Annotated in this window: 29 protein-coding genes; 21 read left to right on the forward strand and 8 right to left on the reverse strand. The window is 29.9% G+C overall.

The window, feature by feature from the left end; translation table 11 throughout:
- Positions 1–81 precede the first annotated feature (81 nt).
- The 6 genes from htpG (at position 82) to psaK (ending at position 3,768) form a co-directional block, all read left to right on the forward strand.
- A complete protein-coding gene (gene htpG, locus P9515_RS04790; protein ID WP_011820292.1) occupies positions 82–1,986 on the forward strand; it encodes a molecular chaperone HtpG in 1,905 nt (634 codons plus the stop codon).
- Positions 1,987–2,025: 39 nt separating this feature from the next.
- Positions 2,026–2,262: a 50S ribosomal protein L28 gene (gene rpmB, locus P9515_RS04795; RefSeq protein WP_011820293.1), complete on the forward strand. Its 237-nt coding sequence runs from the start codon at positions 2,026–2,028 to the stop codon at positions 2,260–2,262.
- 5 nt (positions 2,263–2,267) lie between these two features.
- Complete coding sequence (locus tag P9515_RS04800; protein ID WP_011820294.1) at positions 2,268–2,801, forward strand: peroxiredoxin; 534 nt, start codon at positions 2,268–2,270, stop codon at positions 2,799–2,801.
- A gap of 3 nt (positions 2,802–2,804) precedes the next feature.
- The gene (locus P9515_RS04805; RefSeq protein ID WP_011820295.1) at positions 2,805–3,107 is read left to right on the forward strand and encodes a DUF2499 domain-containing protein; all 303 of its coding nucleotides are present in this window, start codon (positions 2,805–2,807) and stop codon (positions 3,105–3,107) included.
- Positions 3,104–3,427, forward strand: coding sequence for a DUF3593 domain-containing protein (locus tag P9515_RS04810; RefSeq protein WP_041710596.1), 324 nt, complete (start codon positions 3,104–3,106; stop codon positions 3,425–3,427). Before P9515_RS04805 ends, P9515_RS04810 begins: the two co-directional genes overlap by 4 nt.
- A gap of 77 nt (positions 3,428–3,504) precedes the next feature.
- On the forward strand, positions 3,505–3,768 hold the full coding sequence (gene psaK, locus P9515_RS04815; RefSeq protein WP_011820298.1) for a photosystem I reaction center subunit PsaK: 264 nt from the start codon (positions 3,505–3,507) through the stop codon (positions 3,766–3,768).
- A gap of 10 nt (positions 3,769–3,778) precedes the next feature.
- On the opposite strand, the gene dxs is transcribed toward psaK, so the two are convergent.
- On the reverse strand, positions 3,779–5,674 hold the full coding sequence (dxs, locus tag P9515_RS04820) for a 1-deoxy-D-xylulose-5-phosphate synthase (protein WP_011820299.1): 1,896 nt from the start codon (positions 5,672–5,674) through the stop codon (positions 3,779–3,781).
- 116 nt (positions 5,675–5,790) lie between these two features.
- Between dxs and ilvA the strand changes: the two genes are divergently transcribed.
- The 3 genes from ilvA to P9515_RS04835 all read left to right on the forward strand — a co-directional run bounded on the left by ilvA (position 5,791) and on the right by P9515_RS04835 (position 8,206).
- Positions 5,791–7,332: a threonine ammonia-lyase, biosynthetic gene (gene ilvA, locus P9515_RS04825; protein ID WP_011820300.1), complete on the forward strand. Its 1,542-nt coding sequence runs from the start codon at positions 5,791–5,793 to the stop codon at positions 7,330–7,332.
- A gap of 82 nt (positions 7,333–7,414) precedes the next feature.
- The gene (gene scpB, locus P9515_RS04830; RefSeq protein ID WP_011820301.1) at positions 7,415–7,897 is read left to right on the forward strand and encodes an SMC-Scp complex subunit ScpB; all 483 of its coding nucleotides are present in this window, start codon (positions 7,415–7,417) and stop codon (positions 7,895–7,897) included.
- Between the two features lie 30 nt (positions 7,898–7,927).
- Positions 7,928–8,206 (forward strand): YggT family protein, encoded by a 279-nt coding sequence (locus P9515_RS04835; RefSeq protein WP_011132543.1) that lies wholly within the window; start codon positions 7,928–7,930, stop codon positions 8,204–8,206.
- A gap of 2 nt (positions 8,207–8,208) precedes the next feature.
- Here P9515_RS04835 and P9515_RS04840 read toward each other — a convergent pair whose 3' ends face one another.
- Positions 8,209–8,538, reverse strand: coding sequence for a nucleoside triphosphate pyrophosphohydrolase family protein (locus P9515_RS04840; protein WP_011820302.1), 330 nt, complete (start codon positions 8,536–8,538; stop codon positions 8,209–8,211).
- A gap of 61 nt (positions 8,539–8,599) precedes the next feature.
- Between P9515_RS04840 and pyk the strand changes: the two genes are divergently transcribed.
- The 5 genes from pyk to P9515_RS04865 all read left to right on the forward strand — a co-directional run bounded on the left by pyk (position 8,600) and on the right by P9515_RS04865 (position 14,152).
- Complete coding sequence (pyk, locus tag P9515_RS04845; RefSeq protein WP_011820303.1) at positions 8,600–10,390, forward strand: pyruvate kinase; 1,791 nt, start codon at positions 8,600–8,602, stop codon at positions 10,388–10,390.
- On the forward strand, positions 10,383–11,612 hold the full coding sequence (locus P9515_RS04850) for an ABC transporter permease (RefSeq protein WP_011820304.1): 1,230 nt from the start codon (positions 10,383–10,385) through the stop codon (positions 11,610–11,612). Before pyk ends, P9515_RS04850 begins: the two co-directional genes overlap by 8 nt.
- Before the next feature lie 139 nt (positions 11,613–11,751).
- Positions 11,752–12,201, forward strand: a complete 450-nt coding sequence (locus P9515_RS04855) for a biotin transporter BioY (protein WP_225867072.1) — start codon at positions 11,752–11,754, stop codon at positions 12,199–12,201.
- Positions 12,201–12,659, forward strand: coding sequence for a signal peptidase II (gene lspA, locus P9515_RS04860; protein ID WP_011820306.1), 459 nt, complete (start codon positions 12,201–12,203; stop codon positions 12,657–12,659). Before P9515_RS04855 ends, lspA begins: the two co-directional genes overlap by 1 nt.
- Before the next feature lie 2 nt (positions 12,660–12,661).
- Positions 12,662–14,152 carry a GTP-binding protein gene (locus tag P9515_RS04865; RefSeq protein ID WP_011820307.1) on the forward strand — a complete coding sequence of 497 codons (1,491 nt, stop codon included), beginning with the start codon at positions 12,662–12,664 and terminating at the stop codon, positions 14,150–14,152.
- Between the two features lie 129 nt (positions 14,153–14,281).
- Here the strand turns inward: P9515_RS04865 and P9515_RS04870 are convergent, their stop codons facing one another.
- Positions 14,282–15,664 (reverse strand): pyridoxal phosphate-dependent decarboxylase family protein, encoded by a 1,383-nt coding sequence (locus P9515_RS04870; protein WP_011820308.1) that lies wholly within the window; start codon positions 15,662–15,664, stop codon positions 14,282–14,284.
- 62 nt (positions 15,665–15,726) lie between these two features.
- Here P9515_RS04870 and P9515_RS04875 point away from each other — a divergent pair, with 62 nt between their 5' ends.
- Positions 15,727–16,224: a nucleoside deaminase gene (locus P9515_RS04875; RefSeq protein WP_011820309.1), complete on the forward strand. Its 498-nt coding sequence runs from the start codon at positions 15,727–15,729 to the stop codon at positions 16,222–16,224.
- Here the strand turns inward: P9515_RS04875 and P9515_RS04880 are convergent.
- Positions 16,199–17,383: a pyridoxal-phosphate-dependent aminotransferase family protein gene (locus P9515_RS04880; protein WP_011820310.1), complete on the reverse strand. Its 1,185-nt coding sequence runs from the start codon at positions 17,381–17,383 to the stop codon at positions 16,199–16,201. The two genes, P9515_RS04875 and P9515_RS04880, sit on opposite strands and share 26 nt — an antisense overlap.
- 214 nt (positions 17,384–17,597) lie before the next feature.
- Here P9515_RS04880 and glnA point away from each other — a divergent pair, with 214 nt between their 5' ends.
- From glnA to P9515_RS04895, 3 genes are all read left to right on the forward strand, one after another.
- Positions 17,598–19,019 (forward strand): type I glutamate--ammonia ligase, encoded by a 1,422-nt coding sequence (gene glnA, locus P9515_RS04885; RefSeq protein ID WP_011820311.1) that lies wholly within the window; start codon positions 17,598–17,600, stop codon positions 19,017–19,019.
- Between the two features lie 109 nt (positions 19,020–19,128).
- Positions 19,129–20,184, forward strand: coding sequence for a class I SAM-dependent methyltransferase (locus P9515_RS04890; protein ID WP_011820312.1), 1,056 nt, complete (start codon positions 19,129–19,131; stop codon positions 20,182–20,184).
- 20 nt (positions 20,185–20,204) lie between these two features.
- Complete coding sequence (locus tag P9515_RS04895) at positions 20,205–20,459, forward strand: DUF6439 family protein (RefSeq protein ID WP_011820313.1); 255 nt, start codon at positions 20,205–20,207, stop codon at positions 20,457–20,459.
- Here P9515_RS04895 and P9515_RS04900 read toward each other — a convergent pair.
- A complete protein-coding gene (locus tag P9515_RS04900; RefSeq protein ID WP_011820314.1) occupies positions 20,448–20,891 on the reverse strand; it encodes an ATP-binding protein in 444 nt (147 codons plus the stop codon). The two genes, P9515_RS04895 and P9515_RS04900, sit on opposite strands and share 12 nt — an antisense overlap.
- Positions 20,892–20,940: 49 nt before the next feature.
- Positions 20,941–21,660 carry a GUN4 domain-containing protein gene (locus P9515_RS04905; protein WP_041710718.1) on the reverse strand — a complete coding sequence of 240 codons (720 nt, stop codon included), beginning with the start codon at positions 21,658–21,660 and terminating at the stop codon, positions 20,941–20,943.
- 33 nt (positions 21,661–21,693) lie between these two features.
- On the opposite strand from P9515_RS04905, the gene mnmH reads away from it, so the two are divergent.
- The 3 genes from mnmH to P9515_RS04920 are packed head-to-tail and all read left to right on the forward strand — an operon-like array spanning position 21,694 to position 24,213.
- Positions 21,694–22,746, forward strand: a complete 1,053-nt coding sequence (gene mnmH / locus P9515_RS04910; protein WP_011820316.1) for a tRNA 2-selenouridine(34) synthase MnmH — start codon at positions 21,694–21,696, stop codon at positions 22,744–22,746.
- Positions 22,747–22,801: 55 nt separating this feature from the next.
- Positions 22,802–23,155 (forward strand): photosystem II reaction center protein Psb28, encoded by a 354-nt coding sequence (psb28, locus tag P9515_RS04915; RefSeq protein ID WP_011820317.1) that lies wholly within the window; start codon positions 22,802–22,804, stop codon positions 23,153–23,155.
- Positions 23,156–23,169: 14 nt separating this feature from the next.
- Positions 23,170–24,213, forward strand: coding sequence for an AI-2E family transporter (locus P9515_RS04920; protein WP_011820318.1), 1,044 nt, complete (start codon positions 23,170–23,172; stop codon positions 24,211–24,213).
- Between the two features lie 206 nt (positions 24,214–24,419).
- On the opposite strand, the gene secF is transcribed toward P9515_RS04920, so the two are convergent.
- Together secF and secD are read right to left on the reverse strand one after the other, a co-directional pair.
- On the reverse strand, positions 24,420–25,337 hold the full coding sequence (gene secF / locus P9515_RS04925; RefSeq protein ID WP_011820319.1) for a protein translocase subunit SecF: 918 nt from the start codon (positions 25,335–25,337) through the stop codon (positions 24,420–24,422).
- A gap of 24 nt (positions 25,338–25,361) precedes the next feature.
- Positions 25,362–26,822, reverse strand: coding sequence for a protein translocase subunit SecD (gene secD / locus P9515_RS04930; RefSeq protein ID WP_011820320.1), 1,461 nt, complete (start codon positions 26,820–26,822; stop codon positions 25,362–25,364).
- Between the last annotated feature and the right edge of the window lie 3 nt (positions 26,823–26,825).

Consider the following 26,825-nt stretch of genomic DNA (forward strand, 5'->3'; position numbering starts at 1 on the left):
TTAAGTACGGACAATACTCCTGTTAATGGTTGATTAAGCCGAAAATAGGAAATAAGATTTAATAAATTTGTATTTTTAAAAATGGAAAAAGGTGAAATCAGAATTAATACTGAAAATATATTTCCAATAATAAAAAAAGCTGTATATTCAGACCATGAAATATTTTTAAGAGAATTAGTAAGTAATGCGGTAGATGCAATTAGTAAAAGAAGGATGGCCTCAATGGCTGGTGATTGTGAAAATTCAGATAAACCTCAGGTCAAAATCACTATTGACAGGGAGAAATCTATATTAAAAATTTCTGATAATGGTATCGGAATGAATGATGATGAAATTAAAAAATACATAAACCAAGTAGCATTTTCTAGTGCGGAAGAATTTTTAACAAAATACAAGCAAGGAAATGATGAATTTATAGGTCATTTTGGATTAGGATTTTATTCTAGTTTTATGGTTGCTGACAGAGTTGACATTCTAACCAAATCAGCAATAAGTGACAGTAAAGCTTTTAATTGGTCATGTGATGGTTCACCTAATTTCACCTTAGAAGAATCTGAGAGAGATTCAGTTGGGACTGATGTAATCCTTCATTTAATGGATGAAGAGAAAGAGTTTATAGAACCTGAAAGAATTAAATCCTTAATAAAAAAATATTGTGACTTTATGCCTATAGATGTGCTTTTAGAGGGTGAAATAATTAATAAAAAAAATCCCCCATGGAGAAAACAACCAAATGAATTAAAAGATGAAGATTATATTGAGCTATACAAATATCTATATCCATTTCAAGGTGATCCTCTCCTATGGATACATCTAAATACAGATTATCCATACGACATACAAGGAATTTTATATTTTCCAAAACTAACAGGTAGAGCTGATTGGGAAAAAGGTGAAATTAAACTATTTTGTAATCAGGTATTTGTAAGCGACTCAATTAAAGAAATTGTACCTAAATATTTATTACCCTTAAGAGGAGTAATTGATTCAACAGATATACCTTTAAATGTAAGTAGAAGTGCCTTACAAACTGATAGAAAAGTAAGATCAATTTCATCCTTCATATCAAAAAAAATTGCCAATAAGCTAAAGGATTTACTCAAAAATTCTCCTGAATTTTATACACAGATATGGGACTCTATTTCTGCCTTTATTAAGATTGGTGCCATAGAAGACGAAAAGTTTGCTGATCTCGTAGAAAATAGTATTATTTTTGAAACAATTATAAATTCAGACAAAGATATAACAAAATATATTGATGATAAATCTCTTATAAAATCTAATGATAAATTTTACACAACCCTATCAAATTACAAAGATAGAAATAACATTACCGATTCCAAAAAAATTATTTATTGTTCTGATGTAATTGGTCAATCCAGCGCATTAAATATTTGTCTCTCTGATAACAAAGAAGTGATCAAATCTGATCCATTAATAGATGCACAATTTCTTCCATGGATAGAAAGTAAGCATGATAATTATCAATTTCAAAGAGTTGACTCAGAAATAAATGAGCTTGAAGATAAAGATTCAAAAGAAATTGTTGATAAAGATGGGAAATCAAGCACAGACAATCTAAAGGATATTATTTCAAAAGCATTAAATAATGAAAAAGTAACTGTAAAAATTCAATCTCTTACTAATAAAGATGCTCCTCCAGCAATGATATTGTTACCGGAACAAATGAGAAGAATAAATGATATGGGAGCATACATGGAACAAAAGATGCCTAGCTTACCTGAATATCATGTCCTATTAATAAATAAAGAGCATCCTTTAATTTTAGGATTAAGTAATATGACCGGAAGCAAATTAATTCTTGATAAAAAAGATCCAGGTGAAAACCCTTTAGCATCAAAAATTGCTAATCATGTTTATGACATGGCCAAATTAAGTGTGGGAGGATTAGATCAAGAACAAATTATAAATTTGCAAAATAATAATGCCGATTTAATTTCAGATTTACTTAAATCATCAACATAAATAATATGTTAAAATTAGTAATAATATTTATCAAATAATATGTCTAGAGTTTGTGAATTAACTGGAGCAAGAGCGAACAATGGGATGGCAGTAAGTCACTCCCATATTCGTACTAAGAAGCTACAACAAGTAAACCTTCAGAAAAGGAGACTTTGGTGGCAAGAAGGCAAAAAGTGGATCAACATAAAAATCAGTACCAAGGCATTAAAGTCTATACAAAAAGTAGGTTTAGATAAAGTTGCGAAGACAAATGGGGTGGATCTTAATAAGTTCTAAATTAGATGAAGAGTTTATTTAGTATTTTTATAATAATAATTTCATTTTTTTTTAATTTCAAATCTGTAATTGCCTTTGATTATGCCCCAGAAGTGGGAGATATTGCTCCTAGTTTTCATTTAGAAGGAATAAACAAAAATATCAAATCAAAAAAAATATGGGACTCTAATGAATTAAAAGGCAAATGGGTAGTTTTATACTTTTATCCTAAGGATTTCAGTGCTGGTTGTACTCTGGAAGCCAAAGGTTTTTCTAAATTAAAAAAAGACTTTTCAAAATACAATGCTGAAATAATTGGAATAAGTGCTGACAAAGAAGAAACACATGAAAGTTTTTGTAGTGAACAATCAATAAATTACACTTTATTATCTGACCCAAATGGAACTATTAGTGAAAAATATGGTTCTTGGATCCCTCCTTATTCTGATAGAAATACTTTTTTGATTTCACCAAAAGGAGAAATAGTATTCAGATGGATAAGTGTCTTACCTATAAACCATGCGAAAGAAGTTCTTAATGTATTAAAGAAAAATATATAAATTTTGCACGAACTCTCCTTTGGCACATGGTTAATTCATATTAGTTCAGTAATAGAATGGATATTTTCAATTTTTATAATTTATAAAATAAGTACGTTTAAAAATTTTAACATTTATTACTGGTTAAGTCTTGCAATGATTCCCAATTTAATAGGAGCTATGTGTGCAATAACATGGCATATTTTCGATAATCAAACAGCACTATATGGGTTAGTTACACTTCAAGGAATATTTACTTTTATAGGAAACTCAACATTAGCGATAGCTGCATTTGCTATTTATAAATATGAGGAATCTTATTTATGAATGATTTTTTTTTAAGATTTATAGATTTCTTGTCAAAATTTGATAATACAGCTTTGTTTGCAGCATCAATAATCCCATATTCAATTTTTTTATATTTTCTGTATAAAATAAAATCGATTAACAAACTAATCAAAACTGGATTTTCATTAACTGTGTTGTTTGTATTTATAACTATTGTAATTTCTATATATTCATTAAGTTATTTGAATTTAACGCTTGTGGAAGTTGACGTACTTCATGGCTCAGCTGAATTTTTTTTAACGTTAAGTGATGCAGTGATTTTAGTAGGATTTATAAAAATGTTTAAAGTCATTAGATAAATAACTCTTAAGACCTTTTACAATTTTGTGTTTTTTTGCACAAAATGTAGGAAGATATAAAAAAATAACATTTTCTTATGCTTACAACATTATTTGCCGCGGCATCTGCTCCAGCAACCTTTGAATGGTCTCCAAAATGTGCTGTAGTGATGATTGCATGTAATATATTGGCTTATGCAATAGCGAGAGCAACAATAAGAAAACCAACAGACGGTTTTATGATGCCTAATGCTAGATTTTTCGGAGGATTAAGTCATGGTGCTTTTGTAGGAGCTAATTGTTTAGGTCATTTATTAGGAGTGGGTTCCATATTGGGTCTTGCTTCAAGAGGAGTTTTGTAAAAAGTTATATTTAGAAATTTTTTATTAAATTGAATCTATTAATAATATTCTCAGACATCTGATTGGGCATAAGACCTAATTGTGTTTTGCTTTGATCAGGTGAAGCATGGTCAACTAATACATCTGGTATTCCAATTCTAAAAACAGGAATGTTAATATCATTATCATTTAATAATTCAACGATTGCAGAGCCAAATCCTCCAATCAAAGTACCCTCTTCCATAGTTACAACTTTTTTAATTTTATTTGCTAAAGGTAGTATTAAGTCTTTATCAAGAGGTCTTACAAACCTAGCATTAATGACACAAGGTGATATATTTTTATCTTTTAATAATTTTGATGTTTCAATAGCTGAGGAAACCATAGATCCATAAGCAACTATAAGAATATCCTCCCCATCTTCTAATATTTCGCCTTCACCAATATTTAAAGGTTCCCATCCTTCATCCATAACTGCAACACCACGCCCTGAACCTCTAGGGATACGTAATGCAGTAGGACCTTTATGATTAATTGAAGTAATTAACATTCTCTGCAATTCGGCTTCATCCTTTGGTGCCATCAAGACAAAATTTGGAATTGATCTCATATAGCTAATATCGTACTGACCTTGGTGTGTAGGACCATCAGCACCTACGATACCCGCCCGGTCAAGAACAAAAGAGACTGGCAAATTTTGAATACCAACATCATGAATTAATTGATCAAAAGCACGTTGTAGGAAGGTGCTGTAAATAGCAACTACAGGTTTTAGACCATCGCATGACATGCCTGCAGCAAGAGTAACAGCATGTTGTTCTGCTATACCAACATCTATATATTGTTCAGGAATATTCTTCTGTAACAAATCAAGGCCTGTTCCTGTAGCCATAGCAGCTGTGATACCAATTACTTTACTGTCTTGTTCACAAATTTTCAAAAGAGTTTGGCCAAATATTTTACTATAACTAACTGGTTTAGGTTTACTTGATGGGATAGATTTTCCAGTTGTTAAATTGAAGGATGACTGAGCATGATAACCTACTTGATCCGCTTCAGCGTATGGATATCCCTTTCCTTTAGTTGTAACCACGTGAACAAGTACAGGTTTTTTAAGTCTATGAGCAGCATTAAAAGTATTAATAAGATTAGAAATATCATGACCTTGAATTGGACCCATATATGTAAAACCAAGTTCTTCAAAAACTGCACCAACTTTAGGAACAGCTAATCTTCTCACGCTTCCTTTTATAGTTTTTAATTCTTCAGGTAGATCCTTGCCTATAAGCGGAATATTTTTAACACTTTCTTGAACACTATTTGATAAAAATTGTAAAGGAGGACTTAATCTAACTTTATTTAGATAGGTAGAAAGGGCTCCAACAGGTGGAGAGATAGACATGTCATTATCGTTAAGTATTACTAAAAAAGGAGTCTCTGGTAAGGTCCCTGCATGATTTATAGCTTCTAAAGCCATTCCACCTGTTAGTGCTCCATCTCCTATAACAGCAACGCATTTATGATTTTCACCTTTAGCATCTCTTGCAATTGCCATTCCCAAAGCTGCTGAAATAGAGGTACTTGCATGACCTGCTCCAAAATGGTCGAAAATACTTTCAGAGCGTTTTAGATAACCTGCTATGCCTTTTTGTTGACGTAAAGAATCGAATTCATTAAAACGTCCAGTAACTAATTTATGTGGATAAGCTTGATGACCAACATCCCAAACAACTTTGTCGAAATCAAGATCTAATGTTTGATATAAAGCAAGTGTTAATTCAACTACGCCTAGTCCAGGACCTAAATGACCTCCACTTGTTGAAACTACCTGCAAATGTCTTTCTCTTATCTGACAGGCAATTTCTTCTAATTGTGATACCGTTAAGCCATGTAATTGATTTGGATGGCTTAACTCACTTAAAAGCATTATAAAAAAATATTATCTTATATAATCTAAGACGTTAAGGTGCAAAATGAGTATTTTTTTTGAAATAGATTATGTAATGTTTTATTAGATTAATAATTAATGCTAAAAATATACATATGGAAGATTATTTTAAAAAAATACTTCAGGCTCAAGTCTATGAAGTTGCTAAAAAAACACCTTTAGAAAAAGCAAATAATTTAAGTAAAGCACTTAAAAATAATATTTTTTTGAAAAGAGAGGATCTTCAAGATGTATTTTCTTTCAAAATAAGAGGAGCTTTTAATAAAATGAGGCAACTAACTCCATCACAACTTACAAATGGAGTCATAACATCAAGTGCTGGTAATCATGCGCAAGGGGTTGCATTAAGTGCGTTAAAATTAAATTGTAGTGCAACAATATTGATGCCTATAACAACACCTTTAGTAAAAGTAAATGCTGTTAGAAATTTAAAAGCAAAGGTAATCTTATTCGGCGACAATTATGATGAAGCATATAAAGAAGCCATACGTATTAGTGAAGAGAATAATTTATGTTTTATTCATCCATTTGATGATACGGATGTAATAGCTGGTCAAGGTACTATCGCTATTGAATTAGAACAACAACTACAAGATCCACCAGAAGCAATTTACATCGCTGTGGGGGGAGGAGGACTGATAGCTGGTATTTCAATATATATAAAGAAGATTTGGCCTAAAGTACAAATAATTGGTGTAGAGCCTGAAGATGCTGCTGCAATGTCTAAATCCTTAAAAAGGCTTGAAATAATAGAATTATCTTCAGTTGGTCAGTTTGCTGATGGTGTAGCAGTAAAAAAGGTTGGAGAAAAAACCTTTGAAATTGGCAAAACACATATAGACAAAATGATAACTGTAAATACCGATGAAATTTGTTCCGCTATTAAGGATGTTTTCGAAGATACAAGATCAATCTTAGAGCCAGCTGGTGCTTTATCCATTGCTGGCATGAAAAAAGATATATATGAATCCAATTACATAAATAAAAATATGATTGCTATTGCCTGTGGAGCAAATATGAATTTTGAAAGGCTTAGATTTGTTGCGGAAAGAGCAGCACTTGGTGAGTACAAAGAATCAATGTTTGCAGTTGAAATACCAGAAAAGGCAGGTAGTTTAATTGATTTCTGTAGTTTGTTAAATACTAGAAATTTAACTGAATTTAGTTATAGGATGTCCAACTCAATAAATGCTCAGATTTTTGTAGGCATAGAGGTTAATGGAGTAAATGACAAAGAAAAACTTTTAAATGAATTCAGGAAATCAAATTATCCTTTTATAGATATCAGTAAAGATGAATTATCTAAAAACCATTTAAGACATATGGTAGGTGGGCGACTACCCCAAAAATTTACAAAATTAGACAATTCAAAACATATCGAATTGTTATATAGATTTGAGTTTCCAGAAAGACCGGGAGCATTAATAAATTTTCTAAAAAAAATGAAAACAAATTGGACAATCAGCATATTTCACTATAGAAATCATGGATCTGATGTAGGAAAAATTGTTATAGGAGTGTTAATAGATAATGCTGAAATTAATTACTGGAATAAATTTGTTGAATTTTTAGGATATAAATATTGGGATGAAACTAATAATCCAACATATAAATTGTTCCTTGGTGCATCAGAATAAATATAAGGTAACTTGGGTAAGAGTTAGGTAGAAAAAAATTAATCAAGCTGATCTTATTACTACAAAATCACCAGACATAGACTTGGTTACCAGAGTTGAGGCTGTTCTTTATCTTAAAGGGAGGCCTATATCAAAAAAGAATCTTTCAGAAATTACTAATACAGATATAAATTCAATTGACAATGCATTAAAAGAATTAAAAGAAAAATATTCAAACTCAAAATCAGCAATTGAATTAAATGAAGTTAATAATACGTTTTGTCTAGAATTAAAATCAACACTCAATGAATATGTAGAAGATTTATTACCATCAGAATTAAGGACATCAGAATTAAGGACATTGGCAACAATTGCAATTAAGAAAAAAATATTGCAATCAGATCTAATAGTTTTAAGAGGATCAGGCGCTTATGAACATATAAAGGAATTAATAAATAAAAAATTCATTATTAAACGTAAACAAAAAGATGGAAGATCGTATTGGTTATCATTATCTGAAAAGTTTTTTCAAACTTTTGCTGTCAGCAATGAATATTTATCGCAAATAGGCGGCAATAAAAAGTAAATGTTAGAATAATTAAAACACTGTAAAATAATGTTATCTGAGATTTTTGCTGTATTAGGTCAAACTTTATCAATTTATTCATTTATTTTGATTATTAGAATTTTATTGACATGGTTTCCCGGAATTGATTGGAGCAATGGAATATTATCAGCATTAACATCCATAACAGATCCATACTTAAATATATTTAGAGGAATTATTCCACCTATAGGTGGATTTGATATTTCATCATTATTAGCTTTTCTCCTACTTAATGTTATTCAAAACCTAATTACAAACCTACAATATGCCAGTTTAGGTTATGGTTAATATCAACGATCATCTCCTGACCCAGATATTCTACCTTTAGCCGCTCTTGATTTTAATTTTTCTAAATTTTGTAAGGCAACATCTTCTAAGTTAAAATCAAACTCATTGCAAAGATTAGATAAATACCATAAAACATCACCCAGCTCTTTTTTTATACCATTTTTGGATTCTGCATCAAATATTCCTTTTTTATCTCTAATTACCTTTTTGACTTTTTCTGCAACTTCACCAGCTTCGCCAACTAAACCAAGGGTTGGATATATATTGTTTGATCCTAGATTTGGATATTGAGCTGTCAATCGAGCTTTTTTCTGATAAGTTTTGAAATCCATAGATTAAATAACTAACTTTAGGTATGTTAAATTTATTTATATCTAGCAATATTATTTATATATGTCGAATATTGATTTAAAAAGAAGAACAAAAATTGTAGCAACAATTGGACCAGCTACTCAGTCTGAAGAAGTAATTACTGATCTTATAAAGGCTGGGGTAACAACATTCCGATTAAATTTTTCCCATGGCGATCATAAAGATCATGAAGAAAGGATTAAAACTATAAGAAAAGTTTCTAAAAATCTTGATCTAGATGTAGGAATACTACAAGATCTGCAAGGACCTAAAATAAGACTAGGAAGATTTAAAGATGGTCCCGTTAAAGTAAAAAAAGGAGATAAATTTACATTGACTTCTAACGAAGTTGAATGCACTAAAAGTATTGCAAACGTTACTTATAATAGACTCGCGCAGGAAGTTACCGAAGGCAAAAGAATATTATTAGACGATGGTAAAATTGAAATGATTGTTGAAAAGGTTGACTTACCAAATAATTTATTAAAGTGTAAAGTAACTGTCGGTGGGGTACTTTCTAACAATAAAGGAGTTAATTTTCCAGATGTGCAATTATCGGTAAAAGCTTTAACTGATAAAGATATAGATGATCTTGAATTTGGATTAACCGCTGGAGTAGATTGGATAGCTCTAAGTTTTGTAAGAAACCCCTCAGATATTAATGAAATAAAAAATTTAATAAATAAGAGTGGGCAATCAATACCTGTGATAGCAAAAATTGAAAAATTTGAAGCAATAGATCAAATAGATTCAATACTACCCTTGTGTGATGGAGTTATGGTTGCAAGAGGAGATTTAGGAGTTGAAATGCCAGCGGAGGAAGTTCCACTTTTACAAAAAGAGTTAATAAGGAAAGCTAATACATTTGGGATCCCTATAATCACGGCTACACAAATGCTTGACTCCATGGCATCAAATCCCAGACCAACACGAGCGGAAGTTAGTGATGTGGCTAACGCAATTCTTGATGGGACTGATGCAGTTATGCTCTCAAATGAAACTGCCGTAGGTGACTATCCTGTAGAGGCTGTTGAAACTATGGCTACTATTGCCAGAAGAATTGAAAGAGATTATCCATTAAAAGCAATCGAGAGTAATCTGCCTAGTACTATCCCAAATGCAATAAGTGCTGCAGTAAGCAATATTGCGAGGCAGCTTGACGCTGGAGCAATAATTCCTTTAACTAAATCAGGATCCACAGCACGTAATGTAAGTAAGTTCAGACCACCTACTCCTATCCTTGCCACGACTACTGAGAAGAGTGTCGCAAGAAGATTACAACTTGTGTGGGGAGTGACACCATTATTAGTAAAATCTGACGATAGAACAGCAAGAACATTTAGTATTGCAATGCAAATAGCTCAAGAAATGGGGATTCTTAAGCAAGGAGACTTAGTAGTACAAACTGCTGGAACTTTGACAGGAATAAGTGGATCTACTGACCTTATAAAAGTTGGCCTAGTAAGAAAAGTGATAACCCGAGGAATATCAATTGGAGAAATAGGTGTTACAGGTAAAGCGAGAAATATAGAAACAAGTCTTGATTTATCATTAATAACTCACGGTGAAATATTATTTGTATCTAAGAATCTATTAAAAGATTTACCTTACTCAAAAAAAATCACAGGCATCGTTACTGATGAAACTGTTGATGAATGTTATAAGATTTTTAAAAAAAATAAAATTAAAATATCTTCAATTTGTAATTTATCTACTATTGATAATCAGGTAACAAATGGTGATGTAATAACACTACAACTTAATGAAGGAGTAATTTATATGGGACAGATAGAGGAAGATGAAGAGGCACTAGACAGATATAAATATGTCTAGGAATATATCTTTTAAAGAAGCTTTTAAAATGGCTTGCAAAACATTAGTTTCTAATAAATTGAGAAGTTCCCTTACTATGTTGGGGATAGTTATAGGAAATGCTTCAGTAATAACACTTGTTGGCCTAGGAAGAGGGGCTCAAACTCTAGCTAAAAACCAATTAAGTAACTTAGGGGCGAATGTGTTATTTATAGTTCCAGGGAACAACGATACCCGAAGAAGAGGTATTTCATTTCCTAAAAATCTTGTTTTAGAGGATTCAATTGCAATTAATAATCAAGTCCCGAGTGTTAAAAAAGTTGCTCCACAAATCTCTGCAAATGAAATTGTTCAGTCAAATTCAAAAAGTTTAAATATTTCAATCGCTGGAGTCACACCAGAATTTCTAAAAGTAAGAAGTTTTGAAGTAGATGAAGGTAGATTCATCTCTGAGAGTGATGTTAATTCAGCTAGAAGTTTTGTTGTGATAGGTCCTGATCTAAAAGAAGAATTTTTCAAAGGGAAAAAAGTAATTGGAAAAAAAATAAGAATAAAAGACCATACTTATGAAATAATTGGAATGTTAAAACCGAAGGGCGCTGTTTTCGGTAGTAATCAAGATAAAAATGCATATATCCCACTTACTACAATGGTGAACAGAATTACAGGGAAAGACCCTACATACGGAGTTAGTTTAAGTTTTATAAGTGTAGAGGCAATTAATAAAAACAAAACCAGTGCTGCGAAGTTTCAAATTACAAATTTATTACGTCAAAGACATAACATAATTAGAGACGATGATTTTGCCGTTAGATCTCAAGAAGATGCATTAAGCATAGTCACGAATATTACAAGTGGTCTTACTTTTTTACTAGCAGGTATCGGAGCCGTATCACTAATTGTTGGCGGTATAGGGATAATGAATATAATGCTTGTTTCTGTTAGCGAAAGAACAGAGGAGATTGGTCTTAGAAAGGCAATAGGTGCTAGACAATCAGATATTCTTATTCAATTTTTATTTGAGGCATTAATACTATCTACTATTGGAGGTTTAGTGGGAACAACAACTGGTCTAACAGGCGTATTTCTTTTAGGAGTAATTACTCCATTACCCGCCTCTGTTGGATTAACAACAACTTTTTCTACAATGATAATTTCAGGTTCAATAGGACTTATCTTTGGAGTATTACCAGCAAAAAGAGCATCAAAATTAGATCCGATTGTCGCTCTAAGAAGTTTGTAAAACTAATTTATATATGCTCAATTTTAATAAAATTATTGAGGTACTTACAAGTCTACAAATTATTATAATTTCTACTTTTATTCCCTTCAGCATATCTCTACCATTCACAAATAAACTTAATCAGATATTAGATATACCTATGTCTTTGCAAATACCATCAATTATAATAATTACCTTAATTTTCAAGCGTGAGGTTGTAATAATATCATATAGTATCTATCTATTAATAGGTTTATTCTTTTTACCAATATTTCAAAATGGTGGATCAGTAGGCTATATTCTAACTCCAAACTTTGGATACTTATTAGGTATATATCCTTTAATTAATATTATTAATAAAGTAAATAAAATAAATAGGAAAATTCATTATTATGATCTATTGCGATATGGAGTATTAGGAATATGTAGTACGCATATTATAGGTATCATTTATAGTTCCATTCAAATATTATATTTTAAACAACCAGATACATTGATATATAATATTTCAAAATACTCATTTGGAAAGTTTTTTTACCACTTACTAATGCTAATACCGATAACTTTATTAAGTAAATTTCTTAATATTAAATATAGAAATAAAAAATAATGATAAATATTATATATAATAGATTTTATTTTATTTTATTAAGTACATTAGTTTTTCTGTCTGATCAATACGCAAAAATTTTTGTTAGTACAAATTTTAAATCATTAATAAATAAAAGCTTTTTAATTTTTAGTCTTGATTATGTAAAAAATTTCGGAGCTGCTTTCAATCTATTTAGTGGTAATAGGATTTTCTTATCACTTATAAGCATAATAATTACTATACTACTTATATATTTTATTTTAAATAAAAAAAATATTAGTAATTTAGAATTACTAAGTTTTAGCTTTATATTAGGCGGTACATTAGGAAATGGAATAGATAGAATAAATAAGGGATATGTTATAGACTATATAAATTTAAACTTTATAAATTTTCCTGTATTTAATATTGCAGATATTTCAATTAATATTGGCCTCATATTAATTATATATAGTTTTATTAAATTCAAAAGATAATAATGTATAAGTTTATATTTAAATACTATAAATACTTATTTATTTTAATATTTATTTATTTTCTATTATCCTTACTTAGAAATATTTTTAATCTATATTTCTTTATGATTTTACTTATTATTTTATCGTATTTTTATAATAAAAATAAAAAAGTATTTAAAAAAGTTGTATATAAGATTATTTTTAATAATAAGAAAAATATTCCGTTCAAGAATAATTATGGTGCTGCAATAAATATTCTTGAAAGTATAGAAGAAATTAATAAAAAAATATCTAATAAAGTAGAGTCAGAGTTATTAATATACGAAAAAAATAAATTAACAGAACAATTAAAATATGGAGATTACAATGTTATTTTATTTGGAGCTGGATCCTCTGGAAAAACATCAATAGCAAGAGCATTATTAAAAAACTTAATTGGAAAAATTTCGCCAACAATTGGAACCACAAAAAATATTGCAAGTTATAAAATCAGAATCCCAATTCTAAAAAGAAATATAAATATAATTGATACTCCAGGCTTATTTGAGGCATCAATAGATGGAGAAAAAAGAGAAAAATCTACAATAATTGAGGCATCAAAATCAGATCTTATCCTTTTTGTTTTAGATCAGGACATTAATAAGTTTGAACTATATTTAATTAGAGAATTACTAGAGTTGAGAAAAAAAATAATAATTGTACTAAATAAATGTGATTTAAGATCAGAGAAACAAAATAATAATATTAAAGAAAATATTATTTCAATGACATCCTCAAAAAAAATAAAAATCTCAGTAGTAAAAACCATTGCTTCAAATAATTTATCTCCAAACCATTCATTAGGCTCAATAGATGTTAGTAATTTATTTAAAGAAGTAATAGAAACCCTTGATGAGAACGGAGAAGAGTTATTAGCTGATAATATTCTTTTTAGATGTAATAAATTAGGTCTAATTAGTAAAAAAGTAATTTCTGAACAAAGAGAGTCAAGTGCTATAAGGGTAATAAATAAATATACTTGGATAACCGGAGGAGTAATACTGGTTAACCCTTTGCCTGTTGTTGATTTTATAACAACAACATCTGTAAATGTTCAAATGATCCTTGAGATTTCAAAAATATATAATGTCAGGCTAAGTAAAATTGAAGCAGTTGATTTATCAAAATCATTAATAACTACACTTGCCAAACTAGGAATATTAAAAGGGGGTTTGAATGTTATTACAACTGCATTATCTTCTAATTTTACTACCATCTATATTTCAAAATCAATACAATCTTTAACCTCATGTTGGTTAATAAAAATAGTTGGTTTATCAATAATTGAATATTTTAAAAATGGACAAAATTGGGGAGATGCCGGGATTCAAGAAGTTATTGATGATATTTACAAATTAAATAAACGTGAACAATTTTTAAATAAATTTATTAAAGAAGCAATTAATAAAATCAACATTAAAGAAGATAATCAATCTCAAAGAAAACTACCGCCATATTTTCAGAAAGATTAGTTATTTGTTCATTTAATAACGATCTAAAATCAAAAACTGTTATTAAGAGTAAGTACATAATACATATTATTATTGAAATAAAACCCGTAATGATCGCTATAAATTTTGATCTGCTAATATTCATAAGTTTTAATGAAGTAATTTCAAGAGTTCTTTGATATGAGTTCTATCAGTATTGAAATTCCCTAACACTGCTCTTAAAAAATATCTATTTTTAATAAGAGGTCTAGAAAGCATAAAATTATTTTTCATAAGACTTATTCTTTTATCTAAAGTCCATGCATCTGATTCATTTTTATTCATACTTTTTGGTAGAAATGAAACTATATGCAAGGGACCTGAACATAATTCATATTGTTCTTTACTTAAATTATCTTCAAAAAATTTCCTTTTCTCAATGGACGAACTTAAGACATCCTCTATGCCTTTCATTCCAAGATATCTTAAACCTAACCAAAGTTTTATAATTTCAGCAGGTCTAGATCCTTGAATTCCAAGTTCACCTCTATTTAAAAAATTATCTTCAGAAGAAATATAAGGTAATCCTGTAGCAAAGGTATTCTTAAGTACTTCTATATCTGAGACTAATAATATAGATGAAGTTTTTGCAATCCCAAGAATTTTCTGAGGATTAATAGTTATTGAATTAGCAAAATTAACATGACTAATTCCATTAATTGGGATTTTAGTAATCGCAAAAATACCACCAATAGAACCATCAATATGTAGCCAAATATTTCTCTCTTTACAAATTCTGCTTATCTTCTCAATAGGATCTATTGCTCCACGTATTGTTGTGCCAAGAGTAGCAACTATGGAAAATATTTTTTTACCTTCCCTATAACATTTATCAATAATCTTTTTGAGATCAATAATATCCATACAACCATCATTATCTGTTTTGACCTTTATTAGATTGTTTTTGTCTAAACCCATAATTAAGGTACATTTTATGAATGATGAATGGGCATCTTCACTAATTAAAAAAACAGCGTTATGATCTGATGCAAGTCCAGCTTGATTCCGTGCGGCCACTAATGCATTTAAATTACTTAAAGTCCCACCGCTTGCTGCTATCCCTCCAGAAGATTCAGTAAAGCCAATTTTTTTTGAGAACCATTTACAAATTGATTCCTCAAGAAGAGAAATACTTGGTGATAGTTCATGTGCGAGAAGATTATTATTTAAGCTAGCAGCTATTAAATCTCCCAAAATAGAGATAATCAGAGGTGGGGGATCGAGGTGTGCTAGTGATCCTGGGTGTACTGGATTAAAAGAGCTATAAATGAGACTTTCAATCTCAGAGAATAATACATCTGTTGACTTTCCAGTTTCATCTGGAACTGAACACTTGAAATTATTATCTATTGGTAAAGGGCCTAATTTTTCAGCATTTGAAAACCAATTGCAAATAACTTTGGAGGTTTTATTGAGAAGAGCAATAAAACTATCGTTACTTCCTGAATATGTAGGGAATAGTTTTTCTTTTTTATTAATTGAATCTACAGTCATTCTATAAAAAATTTATTTAAGTAATTTATGATATTTATAAATGGGAATTACTACTAATAATAATGAATCATGATTTTGAAATTCAACATAGAGAAATTACTAATATAGATTATATTAAATGGATGAGATCTATTTTAAGAAGATCAGATGAAGTCGGGAAAGTGGAATTACCAATAACGGCATTTATAATAGATGAGAGAGGAAGATGTATTGGAAGAGGAAGTAATAAAAGAGAAACTAATAATGATCCTTTAGGTCATGCTGAACTAATAGCACTTAGGCAAGCGTCTTGGATTAAAAATGATTGGCGATTTAATGAATGCAGCATTATTGTTAATTTAGAACCTTGTACAATGTGTGCGGCAGCGTTAGTTCAAGCAAGAATGGGGAATGTTATATATGGTGCTGAAGATCATAAGAGAGGTGGTTTCGGAGGTACTATTGATCTATCTAAACACGAAAGCGCTCATCATAAAATGAATGTCATACGGGGAATATTAGATAAGGATTGCGAAAATAGAATAAAGATTTGGTTTAAAAAGTTGAGGAATCAAAAATAGTAAATTTCTTTAATTCAGTATCGAATAAATTTAATAATCGATCAACATTTTCATCACTTGAATTAAATCCCATTAAACCAATACGCCATACTTTGCCTGATAAAGAACCTAAACCATTTCCTATCTCGATACCAAAATTTTTTAATAAATGATTCCTAAATGCGTCGCCGTCAACTCTAGAAGGAATTTTTACTGTTGTAAGCGTAGGTAATCTATTTTCGCTAGAAACATGTAGTTCCATTCCTAAAGATTCTAAACCTTTCCATAATTTAATTGCATTAGAATTATGTCTTTCCCATATATTTTTCAAACCTTCATTGGCTATCAATCTCAACCCCTCTCTTATTGCAAAATTCATATTAACAGGTGCTGTGTGGTGATAAACCCGATCAGAGCCCCAATATTTATTCAATAAAGATAAATCTAAATACCAATTTGGAACTTTAGAAGATCTTGAACTAAGTTTATCTTCAGCTCTTTTATTCATTGTAAAAGGGCTTAATCCAGGAGGGCAGCTTAGACCTTTTTGGCTGCAACTATAAGCAAGGTCAATTTTCCATTTATCAATATAAAGTTCTAGCGCTCCTAAAGATGTAACTGCATCAACCAGGAACAAGCAATTATTTTCTCTGCATAAATCTCCAATGCCTTCAAGAGGTTGCAATACTCCAGTAGATGTTTCAGCATGAACAATAGCAAAAATGGCTGGTTTATTTGTTTCGATTTCATATTTAATCTCTTCAAAAGTAAAAGCTTCACCCCATTCTTTATCAATTACAGATACTTCTGCTTTATATCTGGATGCCATATCTACCAAACGATCCCCAAAATATCCTTTTCTTGCAATAAGAATTTTTTCACCTGGTTCAATAAAATTTGCTATCGAGGCTTCCATAGCTGCGCTGCCAGTACCACTCATTGGTAAAGTTATTCGATTATTACACTGCCATGTATATCTCAGTAATTTTTGAACATCAGACATTAATTCTATGTAAGCATCATCTAAATGCCCTATTGGATTAAGTGATAAAGCCTTTAGAACTTCAGGATGAGCATTTGAAGGACCAGGTCCTAATAAAAGTCTTGAAGGAACGTAAGTTTTACCCAGGAGAGGTAAATTCTCTTCATTTATAGTTGAAATGAGTTTTGTTTCAGTCAAAACCTTTTATAGTGTTACTTTTAAATTAAACTAAATTCTCCATTAAAGCGATGAATGTTTAAAGAAATTCATTCAATCTAAATATTTAAGCTAACAATTAGTAAACATATAACTTGAAACACTCAAAGAACTAAGCAAGTGTTGAAAAAAGTTATCGTTGATACATAATTAGATTCATCAACTTACTAATTTTATTTCAAGTATATAAAAAGCAATGGCTAAGTCTCCCCAAGATGTTCTAAGTCAAATCAAGGATGAAGGAATTGAACTCATCGATCTAAAATTCACAGACATTCATGGAAAATGGCAACATCTAACTTTGACATCGGACATGATAGAGGAAGAATCATTCACTGAAGGTTTAGCCTTTGATGGATCTTCAATAAGAGGTTGGAAAGCTATTAATGCATCAGATATGTCAATGGTGCCTGATTCTAGTACTGCATGGATTGATCCTTTTTATAAACATAAAACCTTAAGCATGATTTGCTCTATTCAAGAGCCAAGAAGTGGGGCTCCATATGATAGATGTCCAAGATCATTAGCACAAAAGGCACTAAGTTATCTAGATTCCACGGGGATAGCAGATACTGCTTTTTTTGGACCAGAGCCAGAATTCTTTTTATTTGATGACGTCAGATATGATTCAAAGGAGGGAGGGTGCTTTTATAGTGTAGATACTAACGAAGCTCCTTGGAATACTGGAAGAACAGAAGAAGGTGGGAACTTAGGATATAAAATTCAATATAAAGAAGGATATTTTCCAGTAGCACCTAATGACACTGCACAAGATATAAGATCTGAAATGTTATTACTAATGGGTGAATTAGGCATTCCAACTGAGAAGCATCACCATGAAGTAGCCGGAGCAGGACAACATGAACTTGGAATGAAATTTGATTCCCTAATTAATGCTGCTGATAATGTAATGACATATAAATATGTTGTAAGAAACGTAGCCAAAAAATACGGCAAAACTGCCACCTTTATGCCAAAACCTGTTTTTAACGATAATGGAACAGGTATGCATGTTCATCAAAGTTTGTGGAAAAGTGGTCAACCTTTATTTTTTGGTGAAGGTTCATATGCAAATCTATCTCAAACAGCAAGATGGTATATCGGAGGTATTTTGAAGCACGCTCCATCATTCCTTGCATTTACTAATCCAACTACTAATAGCTATAAAAGATTAGTTCCAGGTTTTGAAGCGCCAGTAAATTTAGTTTATTCTGAAGGAAATCGCTCGGCAGCTGTAAGAATCCCTTTAACAGGACCTAGTCCAAAAGCTAAAAGATTAGAATTTAGATCAGGAGATGCACTTGCTAACCCTTATTTAGCATTTTCTGTAATGATGTTAGCTGGCATTGATGGTATTAAAAATCAAATAGATCCTGGTGATGGAGTAGATGTGGATCTATTTGAATTACCAGCCGAAGAGCTCGCAAAAATAGATACAGTTCCCTCATCTCTAAACGACTCATTAAATGCGCTTAAAACAGACAAAGACTATTTATTAGCTGGAGGAGTATTCACAGAAGATTTCATAGATAATTTCATTGATATTAAGTATGAAGAGGTCCAACAATTAAGACAGAGACCTCATCCTCATGAATTTTTCATGTACTATGACGCTTAAATCGCAGATAAACATTTAAGCATTTTTTAAAATGTCATTTTGAGAATTATCACAAATAATTCTCAAATTGATTTTTTTTTTGTTGAAATATAGTTAAGTAGTAAAAAAAATGTCAAGAGAACCAATTTCAAAAATCGCTTATAAAACACTTCAACAGGGAAAAAGTATTGCTGGACTAGCTCATAAGGAATTAAGTACAAGGATCATGAATTTTATTCTTCCTGACAATAAATTTGGCAATTTAGATATAGATAAAAAGCTCTTGGTTGATATTCAAAATTCAATGGATCGTCTCAGAGAAGAGGATTGGGATGATGCTGAAAAAAATATTTATCCTCAAAAATTACTATTTGATGAACCTTGGCTAAGATATTTGACCCAATATCCAAAAATTTGGTTAGATATGCCAAACACATGGGACAGAAGAAGAAAACAAAATTATAATGATCTTCCTAAAAATATTGATAATGAGAACTACCCAAAATATTATTTAAGAAACTTTCATCATCAGACAGACGGATATTTATCAGATTTTTCAGCAAGTATTTATGATTTGCAAGTAGAAATTCTTTTTAACGGAAGTGCCGATGCTATGAGGAGAAGAATAATTAAACCACTTAAGGAAGGTTTAAATAATTTTAGCAGTCGAAAAAAAAGTTCTTTAAACATACTAGATGTTGCTACAGGTTCCGGTAGAACACTTAAACAGTTGAGAGGGGCATTTCCTAAAGAAAAGATAATGGGATTAGATTTGTCTGGATCCTACTTAAAGGAAGCCAGCAGATTTATTTCAAATTTAGATGGTGATTTAATTGAATTAATTAAAGGTAACGCTGAAGAATTACCATTCGAAGAAAATACCCTCCAAGGAATTACATGTGTTTATTTATTTCATGAATTACCTAGAACTGTAAGAGAGAATGTCTTAAAAGAATTTTTTAGAGTACTTGAACCGGGTGGCAGTTTAATACTGGCTGATTCGATACAAGTAAGTGATTCTCCTGATTTTATAAAGATAATGGAAAATTTCTATAAATCATTTCATGAACCATTTTATTGTGATTACATCAAAGAAGACATAACTACTAAAATAAAAGAAATTGGTTTTAACAATGTAAAATCAAATTCTTTTTTCATGACTAAAGTATGGTCTGCTATAAAATAGAGAGATAATATAAAATTGCCATGAATAACTGGGACGAAGATATTATAGAACTTGCACAAAAATTGAATTCTAAACTAAAAATTAATCATATTGATTGGCACAAACTTAAGGGAAAAAAAATAAATAGATCGGCAGAACTAATCTCAGCCGCTTTATGCCAACTACTAATTTCAGAGAATGAAAAAGATACCATAAATTATTTGGAAGAAAGTATAAAATGGCTTAAAGGAATTAATATAGATAAACCCTGTCCAAGTAAAAACTCATCTCTTTAATGCCAATTGGAGTCGGTTACCTTTATTACTCCATCTAATATCATCAAAACATTCGTTTATGATATATAGACCACGCCCATTCAACGCACTAAGTTTTTCAGGCAATTTATAAATTCTTTTTTTTATTTCTAACCCATTACCTTGATCTTGAATCTGCCAAACGCACCAGTTAGGAGTAATAATTCTTCGAACTCTGATTGATTTTTTAGGATCTAATTTATTGCCATGGGTAACAGCATTTATAAGAGCTTCATGCAAACCAAGTCTTGTTCGATATGAATATTGCGAAGTCTTTAAGGGTTCTAACAATAAATCGACAAAATCATTTAGTTGTATTGATGAGTCTAATTCAAAATTAGACCAGTTAATTGTTGGCCTATATAGTAAGTTTGTAATAAAATTCAAAAGAATTTTGCCCTGAAAAAAGGACATAACTTTGTGACTATATTAATCACATATTAACTTATCAAAGAGCTCAAGATCAAAGAATATTATTATGCCTCAAAGAAATTGCTGGATGCCTTAGTATCGAGTCCATAAGTCTAACGCCTCTTAGTTGATTTATTAATGGCATGTGTCCATCAGGTGCATCTAAAGACCAGCTAAACGAACCTGGATATCTAGTCCAATATCCATCTTTTTTCCACCCTATCTTTGGCCATAACAATTCATATTTTTTTTCAACTGACTTCAGAATTTTTGCCTGTATTGAGAAACCAAACCTACCATTTGAATAAATACTCCATAATCTATCTATAGTTTGAAGATCAGTGCCAGACATACTATTAACCTCACTATAAAAAACATATCCACGATTTACAGCGAGCTTTCCAGCAAGTTGTCTTAAATATGAACTTGTTAATCTATCAGCCTCCTCAAAATTTTGTTCTAATAATTTCAACTGGAGTTCTTCATAATTAATATTTTTATCTGAATAGGTAACAAACCAATTATTGTATTTTTTATCTTTAAAAAAAAGTGGTTTATGTTTTTTTAATACTTGTAATAACCAACCAGCTGCCCAATCATCACCTTCTTGATCAAAATCATCAAATATTTTTGTACCAAACACAAATAAATTATCAACTTCTGATTCAATTTCTGATAATAATTTTAGTCTTTTTCGTTGATTAGATTCAACAAATTTTTTAACTAAAGCTAATGTACTCTTATAATGGTAATCTTGATCTTTGTTTTTCATTTCTAATAAACTCATCTAATATTTAAACCATCTATGTACTCCAAAAGAGAAGAACTAGAGAAATTTAGGAAGCGTAACGGACCACTTATCGATGTTAGAAGTCCCGGAGAATATTATAAAGGAAATATGCCAAATTCTATAAATATTCCGTTATTTGATAATGAAGAGAGATCAATAGTAGGAACTATATATAAAAAGCATGGAAGAGAAAAAGCAGTAATTCAAGGTTTGGAATTTATAGCTGAGAAAATAGAAACTATTGTGAATAAATTATTTGAGACTATTAATGATTATAATTCTAAAAATTATATTTCAAAATTAGAAGAGCCTACTTTAAAAATTTACTGTGCTAGAGGTGGAATGAGGTCTCAAAGTATATCTTGGCTTTTAGAAAAATACAATCAGAGAAGCGTTATATTGGAAAATGGTTATAAAAGATATAGAAAATGGATTTTAGAAAGCTTTAATCAAGAGTGGAAAATAATTGTTATTGGAGGTAAAACCGGTACAGGGAAAACTAAATTATTAAAATTACTTGATAAAAACAATTATCAAATAATTGATTTAGAAGGGTTAGCTTGCCATAGGGGAAGTACTTTTGGAGGCCTAGGAATGAGAGAACAACCTTCAAATGAACAATTTGAAAATAAAATAGCAGAGGAGCTAAAAGGATTTAAAAAAAACAATAAAATATTCGTTGAAGCAGAAAGTTCAAATATTGGAAAATGTAAAATCCCTCATGAGTTTTTTAATCAAATGAAAACAGCAGAAAGAATTGAGATCAAAAAAAGTGAATCAAATCGTTTAGAAGAATTAATACAAACATATAGTATCTTCCAAGAAAAAGACCTTATAGAAGCAGTTTTAAGAATAAAAAAAAGACTAGGTCCACAAAGAACAAAAAATGCAATTGAGTCAATAAAAATTAAAGATTGGAAATCAGTTTGCAAATCTGTTTTAGAATATTATGATAAATGCTATGAATATGAAAAAACTGGTAAAAACAATATAAAAGTAATTGACATGACTGATATATTTGACGATCAAAAAACTTTGAGATTAATAAAAGAATTTATGAAATTCTAAATTTTAACGAAATTTGCTTTTATTATCTACAATATGAAATTAACCCCTAATTATTATGGCAGCAAATAACTTAGCAAAGATTCAATTTTATGAAGGAACTAATGAACCAGTGGTGCCTGAGATTAGATTAACAAGAGGTAATGATGGAACTACTGGACAAGCTATATTTATATTCGAAAAACCTCAGGCATTATCTTCAATAACTGAGGGAGAAATTACAGGTATGAGAATGATTGATTCTGAGGGAGAAATCATGACAAGAGAAGTTAAAGTTAAATTTGTAGATGGTGAACCAATGTATTTAGAAGGTACATATATTTGGAAAACTAAATCTGATTTTGATAGATTCATGAGATTTGCGAATAGTTATGCCAAATCAAATGGTTTAGGATATTCTGAAAAGAAGTAAGTAGATTGTAAAAGTTGAGTAGTTCCTTCTATTTTAAATTTGCAGTAGTAATAATATCCTTTTTAATAGTATGGACATTAAGAGATTTCCTGCTTCTAATAATTTGTTCGTTAGTAATATCGAATGTAGTTAGTAATTTATGTAATCAAATACAATCCATTTTAAAACTACCAAGATTCTTTTCTTTATTAATTGTTATATTCGGAATATCATTCATAATATTTATTATTTCTATTCTTGTCTTACCTCCTTTCGTAAGAGAATTTAATGAGATTTTAATAGACATTCCAAATGGGTTATCAAAAATTAATGTATTAATCAACTCTAACCTTAATAAATTTAACGATTTACTTTATGGTGAAGAATCTGAGAATGTAGTTGACATATTTAGCCTTGTTAACGATGTAGTTCCAATTCCAGATGGAGCTACTATTGCCAAGGCGATTCAAGAAAGTTTTGTAAATATAATTAATTTAGCTGGAAACCTCGGGACTGGGCTGATAAGAATAATCTTTGTTTTAGTTGTAAGTTTTATGATATCAATTGAACCAAAAGCTTATAAAGAAGGAGTGCTCCTTATTGTTCCCAAAGTTTATAGAAATAAATCCAGAATTATATTGGACAAGTGTAATGTTGCATTAACAAATTGGACTTTTTCTATAGTTATAAGTTCATTATCTGTAGGTTTATTATCATTAATTGTTTTATCAATCTTAGATGTTAAATATGTAGTATCAAATGCAATTATTGCTATGACCTTAAACATAATTCCTAACATCGGACCTGTTTTAAGTGGAATATTTCCAGTTTCAATAGCACTTTTAGACAATTTTTGGAAACCAGTAGCTGTTTTTGGTGCCTACATAATCATTCAGAATATAGAAAGTTATGTCATCATGCCTTTTATTTTGAAGAAAAAAACAAATTTACTTCCTGGGTTAACATTAATATCTCAATTTGGACTTACTTTCATCTTTGGACCTTTAGGTTTAGTCTTATCTTTGCCAATTGCGGTTGTAACACAAGTTTTAATCAAAGAGATCATTAATGAAAATTAAGTAATTTCAGTTGTTTAATTTCCTATATAAATATGGATAAGAAAAAAGAATAAAGAAAGAGAGAGGATGTTTAGATAATGAAAAAAATAAAGAATTAAAGGTAAAATGATCACTTAGAATTTTTAATTCTGTAGATAGATCTATTAAAACCAACGAGAATAATAAAATTAAATAGTAATTTATTTTCATTAATTTGAAACTTTCATTTAATCTTTAATTAGAAAAGAAGGTGCTAATAGGATACTTGAATAACTCCCAATTAGAATTCCCAGTGACAAGGATACAGAAAACCAAAAGAGTGAATATGAACCAAAAATCATAAGTGTTAGTAGTGGTATTAATGTTGTAATGCTAGTGAAGAGTGTTCTTCGAAAAGATTCATTAACAGAAATTTGGATTGTGTTGTTAAAATCCTCTGGGTTTTGTTTTAAATTTTCCCTAATCCTATCAAAAATGACAACCGTATCATTAACAGAATAGCCAGCTATTGTTAATAAAGAAACTGCAAACAGACTATTTACCTCAATTGAGACAAGTACACCTAACCAAGAAAAAATGCCAAAAACAATAAATAAATCATGGAATAAAGCTAATAAAGCAAACAATGCATATTTCTTATCAAATCGAATAGAGATATATAAAGATATTGCAAATAAAGAAACTAATAAGGAGGTTGCACAATTGATAAGTAGTTTTTTACCTAGTTTTGGACCTATAATTCTCGAGTTTTTACTTTCATAATTTAAAGGACCTAAAACTTCATCAACATTAGAAATTAAATAATTTGATTCCTCTATTGTTAAATAAGGAGTCCGAATCGAAATTAAACTATTATTATTTTGAATTTGTAATTTAATATTATTTAAGAGTTTTTTATTATTAGAAAATTTTTTAAGTTTTTCAATAACTAAATCTGGTGAGATATTTTTACATTCTTTTTCACAAATCCTTTCAATTCTTAATTCATTACCGCCAATAAAATCCATTCCAAGATTAATAGGTTTTTTAAATGAAGTATTAAAAGTTGAATATATAATTCCTATTAAACTTAACAATATAAGAAAAGATGAAAATCCAAATATATTATTTTTATTTTTAATTAAGTTAAAATTAAATGAAGCCATGAACTAAATAATTAATAATTTAAATTAGAGGGGATTAGACCTATTTAAATACAGATTTTTTTGTCTTAAAGATTGATAAGTAGTCAAAAATCTTAAAATTGTTTTGGAGCAATTTAATGAGGTAAATAAACTTATCACAACACCAATGCCAAGTGTTGCAGCAAATCCTTTTACAAAATTAGTTCCTAAGAAAAACAAAACTAAACAACTTACAAGGGTTGTAATATGACCATCGATAATGGATGAATTAGCTCTTAGGAATCCACTATCAATTGATCTTATAAGAGTATTACCATTTAAAAGTTCTTCTCTAATCCTTTCAAAAATTAAAACATTTGCATCTACGGCCATACCAATACTTAAAATTAATCCAGCAATTCCTGGTAATGTTAAAGTCACGGGGATTAAAGAATAAAGAGCTAAGTTGAAAAACCCGTAAAAAATTAACGAAATTACAGAAACAAATCCAAGAATTCTATAATTAAAAATCATAAATATTCCAACAAACATCAATCCACAAATAGCGGCATAAAGACTCTTCAAAATATTTTTCGATCCAAGTAAAGGACCTATTGTATTAGTTTCAACAATTTCAATAGGTAAAGGCAAAGAACCACCTTTGAGTTGAACTTCTAGTTCTCTGGCGTTCTCAGCTGAAAAATTTCCACTTATAGTTGCTGACCCACCCGTGATGCCAGTATTTATAAATTGACTTCCCACACTAGCTTCGCTGATAGATTCCCCATCAAGAACAATTGACAAAAGTTGATCAGTACCTGCTATCGATTTAGTAATTTCCGCAAATTTGTCACCACCTTCACTACTAAAGGATAATAAAACCTCCCAATTGTTATTAGTTTGCTCTTGCCTTCTACCAGCATTTACTAAATCTTTTCCTGATAAATCTGTTTTGTTGAACAGATTTACAATTTCATTACTTATAAATTTTTTAGTATCGACCAATCTATCAAATAATTGCTGATTTTTAGAAGAATAATTAATATCCTTTTCTAATTCAGTTAGATTATCATAAAAGTTTAAAGAAATATCTACATTTCTTTTATTATCAATATTGAATTGATCGATCAAATCGTTTATTTTTATCCTCTGTATTTGAAGATTATTTAGTTCAGATATTGTGTTTTCTTTTTGAGTTCTAAATTCTAATAAAGCAGTTTTACCTAATATCCTTGAAGCTGATAAAGGGTTTTGCTCTCCTGGTAACTCTAAAATTAATTGATCTCGTCCTAAGGTTTGTAAATTAGACTCTGCCACTCCTAAATTATTTACACGTTTATCTAAAACTGCATTGACAGCCTCTAACTCTTCTTTTGTAACTTTCCCATCCTCTTTAACTAATTGAAGAGTTAGTTGAGAACCTCCTTTTAAATCTAGACCTAATTGTAATGGGAAATTAATTAATAAATAAATAGATAAAGTCAGTAAGAAAATAATAAAAAAAAACCAACCTTGCCTTTTTTTCATTTC

Origin of the sequence: Prochlorococcus marinus str. MIT 9515 (assembly GCF_000015665.1) — a bacterium.
Taxonomy (GTDB): domain Bacteria; phylum Cyanobacteriota; class Cyanobacteriia; order PCC-6307; family Cyanobiaceae; genus Prochlorococcus_A; species Prochlorococcus_A marinus_P.